The sequence below is a fragment of the Streptococcus danieliae genome (assembly GCF_013415245.1).
Classification (GTDB): Bacteria; Bacillota; Bacilli; order Lactobacillales; family Streptococcaceae; genus Streptococcus; species Streptococcus danieliae_A.
This window is the reverse complement of record NZ_JACBXX010000030.1, coordinates 1-6,492: the sequence shown is the minus strand read 5'-3', so window position 1 is coordinate 6,492 and position 6,492 is coordinate 1. Positions and strand designations below refer to the sequence as shown.

Annotated in this window: 6 protein-coding genes and 1 pseudogene; all 7 read right to left on the bottom strand. The window is 44.7% G+C overall.

From position 1 onward, the window contains the following. Nucleotides 1-99 precede the first annotated feature (99 nt). The gene (locus tag HZY94_RS00630; protein WP_179924527.1) at nucleotides 100-786 is read right to left on the bottom strand and encodes an SIS domain-containing protein; all 687 of its coding nucleotides are present in this window, start codon (nucleotides 784-786) and stop codon (nucleotides 100-102) included. A gap of 9 nt (nucleotides 787-795) precedes the next feature. Next, nucleotides 796-1,527 carry a GntR family transcriptional regulator gene (locus tag HZY94_RS00625; protein ID WP_179924525.1) on the bottom strand — a complete coding sequence of 244 codons (732 nt, stop codon included), beginning with the start codon at nucleotides 1,525-1,527 and terminating at the stop codon, nucleotides 796-798. A 392-nt stretch (nucleotides 1,528-1,919) separates the two neighbouring features. Continuing rightward, nucleotides 1,920-3,797, bottom strand: a complete 1,878-nt coding sequence (locus HZY94_RS00620) for an ABC-F family ATP-binding cassette domain-containing protein (protein ID WP_179924523.1) — start codon at nucleotides 3,795-3,797, stop codon at nucleotides 1,920-1,922. Further along, nucleotides 3,790-4,998, bottom strand: coding sequence for a CCA tRNA nucleotidyltransferase (locus tag HZY94_RS00615; RefSeq protein WP_179924521.1), 1,209 nt, complete (start codon nucleotides 4,996-4,998; stop codon nucleotides 3,790-3,792). Before HZY94_RS00615 ends, HZY94_RS00620 begins: the two co-directional genes overlap by 8 nt. A gap of 13 nt (nucleotides 4,999-5,011) precedes the next feature. Continuing rightward, the gene (locus HZY94_RS00610; protein WP_179924528.1) at nucleotides 5,012-5,857 is read right to left on the bottom strand and encodes a DegV family protein; all 846 of its coding nucleotides are present in this window, start codon (nucleotides 5,855-5,857) and stop codon (nucleotides 5,012-5,014) included. A gap of 5 nt (nucleotides 5,858-5,862) precedes the next feature. Continuing rightward, on the bottom strand, nucleotides 5,863-6,237 hold the full coding sequence (locus tag HZY94_RS00605; protein WP_160332658.1) for a DUF1149 family protein: 375 nt from the start codon (nucleotides 6,235-6,237) through the stop codon (nucleotides 5,863-5,865). 123 nt (nucleotides 6,238-6,360) lie between these two features. Beyond that, a pseudogene (locus HZY94_RS00600) lies at nucleotides 6,361-6,492 on the bottom strand (IS30 family transposase); the annotation flags it as partial.

The window sequence follows — 6,492 nt, the reverse complement described above, 5'->3', positions numbered from 1 at the left end:
AACCTTAAAATCCATTGTGAATAGAGAATGGACAAGGTCCTTTCTAGATACGTAGTGGTTTTATATTGTTGTATTTCAAAACTAAGCATCCATTATTTTTCAACTTTTGATTTTAAATGAGTATAAAGCGCCTTCAAATTGAAGAGCACTGAAGCCCAATTTGATAATTCCTTGGACATAGTCTTTTTTACGCTCCAAAGGACTCGGATCAAAAACTAGAAGCGTCGCCAAACTCATACAGGTGAAGCTCCCCGTCATAGCAAACCCTTGATCGTTAGATCCTGCAGGCATCAAGAAAAGATAGTTCTGTGGATCTCCCTGAGCTTCTTGGGCCAAATGGCCGTCAGGAGCGCAGGTGATCGTCAGTTGGTAAAAATCCTTGACCAGTTCCTGACCAAGTTTAACCGCTCCCACACTTTCAGGGCTATTCCCAGACCGGGCAAAAGACACCAGTAGGGTTGGCAGCTCTTCTTTAAAATACTGCTGCGGATTGGACACTAGATGAGTGCTTGGAACGGCTTGTAGATCAAACACCCCTTCATCAACCACTTCCTTTAAATAAGGCAGAATCGTATCCCCGACATAAGCAGAGGTTCCAGCACCTGTAAAAATAATTCGTAACTGCTTGTGCTGTTCCACTAGTCGATTTAAGAAGGACTGCAGCTGCTCCTCCTGTTCCACATAGGAATCCCACAATTCTTGCCACAAATCCGGTTGTTGCTGAATTTCACGGGTCGTAATCTGAGCACCAAGCTCTTCCAATTCTGCAATCGTTTTTTGAAACATAGGCGCCTCCTATTCCAAATAAGTATTGAAATGACGAACTTTATAAGAAAATTGATCACTTCGAGCGGTTGTAAAAGTTAATTCAATAATCTTGCGATCCTGATTATAGGTTTCACGACGAATATTGAGGCAAGGGGTGGAAATGGGTTGCTTCAGATATTCCGCCACATTTTCACCAATCTGGCCAGCAGAAAATAGCTCATCTGCATAAATAATCTGCTGACCATACTCTTGCTCCAGCGTTTTGTAAAGACCTTTTTCCTGAATCTGTTCCTGGGTCAACTTGGGAAACAGCTGGGCTGGTAGATAGGTGGTTTCAAACATCATGGCTTCATCATCCGCTAAACGCAAACGTTTAATCTTATAAACCAAATCCTGTTCCTTGATATGGAGACAATCGGCTACTTTTTTATGGGCCTGAACCAGCCCAAAATATTCAATCTGATGCGACGGAACCTTCCCAAGATTTAGCATCTGTTGATTATAATTATAAGAATCCAACAGATTTTGTTTGCGCTTCCATAAACCGGAAACAAAGGTTCCTTGACCATGTTTTCGGTAAATATAACCTAAATCTTCCAGTTCGGCCAGCGATTTACGAACCGTTGTCCGACTCACATGAAATTGCTGGCAGAGTTCCCGCTCTGAACTGAGTTTCTCATGGCTCCCCATCTCCCGGATCAACTCCATCAGCTGATCGGTTAATTGCGTATGTAAGGGCATGGACAAATTCTTTTTCATGATTTCTCCTTCCTTATCTATATTATATACTTATTTTATAACTATTCACAAGGTTTTTGATGGTACTTTATATAAATAAAAAAACTCAAATATCACTGATTTGACCGGCTTTTAGAGAAGATACCAGTTTAAAATGGTATCCCTAGTGGTTTCACAATGAAACAGCTTTCAGACAGCCCCAAAAACTCCCAACAGACCACAAATATTCCCTCAAAAAAGATGAAAATGAGGCTGATTCCCGAATCAAGCATAGACATCGTTAGAGGTCACTACTAGCTCCACTAGAGGGCAGGCTTCCCATCAAGGCTGGAAGAAAATCTGGTTTAGGCAGGCCACACAAGAGCAACAGAAGCCAAAAAAGGCCGGGACAAGAAGTCCTCAGCCTAATCCTATTATTTACTAGCTGTTTCAAAAGATGCTAGGTATTCATACCGTTCATACTGGTACAATAAGTCTTCGTTTAATTGATCCAATTCCTGCTGGAGGGGTGCTAGAGCCCCGTAATCACTCGCATTGTCTTGCATCTGCTGCTCAATCTCAGAAATAGCAGACTCCAAGGCTTCAATCTTAGCTTCAATCCCCTTCCATTCCTGCTGCTCCTGATAAGACATCCGCTTCACAGAGGAGACCTCTCTTGGTTTAACGGTCTTAGGTTGTGCTTCCTTCTTTTGCAGCTGTTCTTGGGTAAACTTCTTCTCATCCAGGTAGTCTGTATAGTTTCCAAAATATTCCCGAATTTGCCCGTCTTCAAAGGCTAGCAGCTTATTACTGACCTTATCCAGGAAGTAACGGTCATGGCTAACCGTTAAGACAGGACCCGCAAATTGTTGCAGAAAAGCTTCCAGAACCGTTAGGGTTGCGATATCTAAATCATTAGTCGGTTCATCCAAGAGCAAAACATTGGGTTGCTGGATCAAGAGTTTTAACAAATAGAGTCGTTTCTTTTCGCCGCCTGACAATTTAGCAATCACAGTTCCATGGCTAGACCTCGGAAACAGAAATTGCTCCAACAATTCCGAAATACTGACACTACCGTTGGCAGTTTTACTTTCGGTGGCCACTTGGCTCAAATATTCAATCATCCGCTTGGACTCATCCAGATCCTCCGCCGACTGAGAGAAATAAGCGATTTTCACAGTCTCACCCCGGACCAGCTCACCAGCTGTTGGCTGCAAGTGGCCGGCAATCAAGTTCAACAGGCTGGACTTGCCAACCCCATTATCACCCACAATCCCGATTCGATCCCGGTTCTGAATCAGGAGATTAAACTGATTAATGAGCGTTTTGGGGCCATAACCAAAGCTAAGATCCTTAAATTCCAGAACCTTTTTCCCAATCCGGCTGGTCTCAAACTGAATCTCTAATTGATCCTTGGTTTGATAAGCCGCCATATCCTTTTTCAAACTCTCAAACCGCTTAATCCGTGCTTCTTGCTTGGTCGCTCTGGCCTGGGGTTGACGACGCATCCAGGATAGCTCCTGCTTATACAACTGCTGCCGCTTGTGTTGCGCACTGGCTGCCCGTTCCTCTTCATCAGCCTTTTGCGCCACATAATCCTGGTAATTTCCTTGGTATTCTGCTAATCTCCCTTGATCCAATTCAAAAATGCGAGTAGCAACCTGATCCAGAAAATAACGATCGTGGGTAATAAAACAAACGGTGCTTTGATGATTGGTCAGATAATTAGCCAGCCAATCGACCATTTCAATATCCAAATGGTTGGTTGGCTCATCCAAGAGCAAGAGATCCGCTTTCCGCAATAAAACCTGGGCCAATTGAACCCGACGCCGCTGCCCTCCAGACAAATCATCAACACGAACCTGAGAATCTTCCAAGCCCAATTTTGATAACATGGTCTTGGCTTGGCTTTCCAGACCCCAGATATCCTGAGCTTCCATTTGGGCCATCAATTGATCCAAGCGAGTTTGCTTGGATTCATCATAGGTCGCCATCAGCTCCTGATAATCTTTGAGGAGGGCCATTTCCTTAGGACGACTAGCCAGGACTGTTTCTAAAATACTCGCTCCCGCTTGAAACTGCGGCTCTTGGGTCAGATAGGCGATTTCATAATCCGTCTTGGTTTGAAAGGGGCTACGATCGCCATCAAATCCCGCAACACCCGCCAGGACATCCAAGAGACTGGATTTCCCAGTCCCATTCAAGCCAATCAGACCAATCCGATCTTGGGGGTGGATGATGAAGGACAGGTCTCGAAACAAGACCTTATCTGCCACCGATTTGGTGAGGCCCTCAACAATAAAATCAGTCATTCAGTCGCTCCTTTACAAAGGCCAAAATGGCCGCTTTCTCATTCAATAGTTCTCCCGTGACAATGGCCAGCTCGACCTCTTTCAAGACTTGGCCCATTCGCGGACCGGGCTGAATTCCTTCTTCCTGCATCAGCGTCCGACCAGTTACAAGGATCTCATGTTTGTCACGGATCGGCAGGGCAGCCAGGCTAGCTTCCAAATAGCTATGATCGGTGGTCAAGCCTAGGGCTGCCCGCAAATCCTCCGCCTGATGCAGGAGCTCTTCTGGATAGAAATAACAATCCCAGGCGGATAGCAGTCCTGCTTCCCGCTTACTGAGAATTTCCAAAAGTTGCAAGACCTGTTTTTGAAACTCCCGCGAAGTCTTCCAAGCCTTTAAAATCGGAGCGGCTTGCTTATTTTTAAAGTGATACAGCAAGCCCGCCCAAGCCTGGGCTGAACTGGTAAAACAGAAATCAGTCCTCATTTTTTCCAAAAAAGAAAAGAGGGCTTGAGCTTCGGAGTCAAAACCAGGTAAATACAGATAGGCTTTGGCTTCAAGAAGGGAGGCCAAACCTCGGGCCCAGGCTCCCGTCAACAAGAGTTTTTCAAATTCAATAAAAATCCGTTCAATCGCGATTTTTTCAAGCAAGGGAGCACAGACTGTCATAGCCTCAAAGGTCTCGGTCTCAAGCTCAAAATCCAAGGAGGCCTGAAAACGGAAGCCCCGCATAATACGTAAGGCATCTTCTTGAAAACGTTCGGCAGCCAGGCCAACCGCCCGAATGACACCAGCCTGGAGATCTTCCAGCCCCTGGAACAAATCGACCAAATTCCCCTCAGCATCCAAGGCCAGGGCATTGATGGTAAAATCCCGTCGCTTTAAATCCTCATCTAGCGACCGAACAAAATGAACTTGACTGGGTCTGCGGTAGTCGACATAGGCCTCCTCAGTCCGAAAGGTCGTAATTTCATATTCCTGTCCGCCCTCCAGCACCAGAACAGTCCCATGCTCAATCCCAACATCCACCGTGCGCTCAAACAACTCTTTGATTTCTTGGGGATAAGCGGAAGAGGCGATGTCCACGTCATGGATGCCATGATTCAAAAGCACATCCCGTACGCATCCACCAACAAAATAGGCCTGATAACCAGCCTCTTGAATTTTTCTTAATATAGGCAAAGCCTTCTGAAATTCAGAAGGCAAACTTGTTAATTTCATAGATTTCGTCCATTTACACTCGAGGTAGGAAACCAACAGCGACACTACCTGCTCCTAGATGGGTTCCAATCACACTGCCGAAGGTCACTAAGGGCAGCTCGCCCGTCACACCAGCTTCCTGCAGCAGGCTCCGCAATTGGAGAGCTTTTTCTTCGCAGTTAGAATGAATGATCGCTACATAATAGTCGTCATCCTGAACCTGTTCACTAACCAGATCACAAAGGCGTTTCATGGCCTTTTTCTCAGTTCGAACCTTGTCATAGACCTCAATTTTTCCTGCATCTGTAAAATAGAGAATCGGTTTGATACTGAGGAGACTGCCTAGGAGGGCTGCCCCATTGGAGAGCCGGCCTCCCTTAACCAAATGATTGAGGTCATCCACTAAAATATAGGCCTGAACACCATCGATTTGGCGCTGGATTTTCTCAAGAATAACTGAAAAATCGTCGCCCGCCTCAGCAGCCTCCAAGGCTGTTTGAACCATGAAGCCAAGCGGGGCGCTGGTAATCTTGGTATCCGGAAAGGCCAGTTCAAGATTTGGAAATTCCTCTTTTAAAAATTGGATATTCTGGTAGAATCCAGAAATCCCACTTGAAAGAAAGAGGCCAATCACATGTGTATAACCTTCCGATTCTAGCTTTTGTAAGAGTAGCTCAAGCTCCGCTAGACTTGGTTGGCTGGTTTTAGGCAGCTCCTTGGAAGCTGCCATTTTTTTATAAAATTCTTCCGCAGTCAGATTTTTGCCTTCCAGATAGCTCTCTCCGTCAATCAAGACAGGAATATCCAGAACAAACAAATTCTTTGCATCTGCAACATCACTTAAATAAGCAGACGCATCGGTAATCACTGCAACTTTTATCATTGTTAAAACTCCAAATTAATACCCGGCATATCCAGGGCAATTTCTGTTACTTCATAGGTGAGGCGGTTAAGCATACCCAGACTTGGTTCCGCCAATTGTTGAACCTCGGCCTGCTCCAATTCATTGGGTTCGTTGATAAAGCGATCCTGCACATGGTTGGTTTGGGAAATCACCCCACTGATGACAAAGGTATCAAAAACAACCATAAAGCTCACAATCACAACCATCGAGGTTTTCTGAGCAGCCTCATCGCGGCTAATCAGTTGAAAATTGACGTCAATCTTTGTCTCAGGAGCACCATTTTCCTTCTCCCATTCAAAGTTCCGAGCATCGTAGTGGTATTGACTAACAAAAATTTTATCACGAACTAATTCCATGGACTCTTCTCCTCATAAAATACTAGTTCCATTATAGCACTTGGACCACTATTTGTCTTTATTATCTCAAAAATCTAGACACTTTTCAATCTTATGTTTCATTTGCTAAATTTCAAGTTGAAATTAGACACCACTAAGAAATTCCTTTGGTGACTTGTAGTCCAAACATTTTTTAGGATAATTGTTTATCCAATTTTCAATAAAAGCGACTTCTTTGGGAGTTGTTTCTTTGGTCCCTTTTGGTAACCACCTGCG

Excerpts from the sequence above, each read along its gene's own strand:
- HZY94_RS00630 (WP_179924527.1), bottom strand. The coding sequence starts at position 786 with ATGTTTCAAAAAACGATTGCAGAATTGGAAGAGCTTGGTGCTCAGATT.
- HZY94_RS00625 (WP_179924525.1), bottom strand. The coding sequence starts at position 1,527 with ATGAAAAAGAATTTGTCCATGCCCTTACATACGCAATTAACCGATCAG.
- HZY94_RS00620 (WP_179924523.1), bottom strand. The coding sequence starts at position 3,797 with ATGACTGATTTTATTGTTGAGGGCCTCACCAAATCGGTGGCAGATAAG.
- HZY94_RS00615 (WP_179924521.1), bottom strand. The coding sequence starts at position 4,998 with ATGAAATTAACAAGTTTGCCTTCTGAATTTCAGAAGGCTTTGCCTATA.
- HZY94_RS00605 (WP_160332658.1), bottom strand. The coding sequence starts at position 6,237 with ATGGAATTAGTTCGTGATAAAATTTTTGTTAGTCAATACCACTACGAT.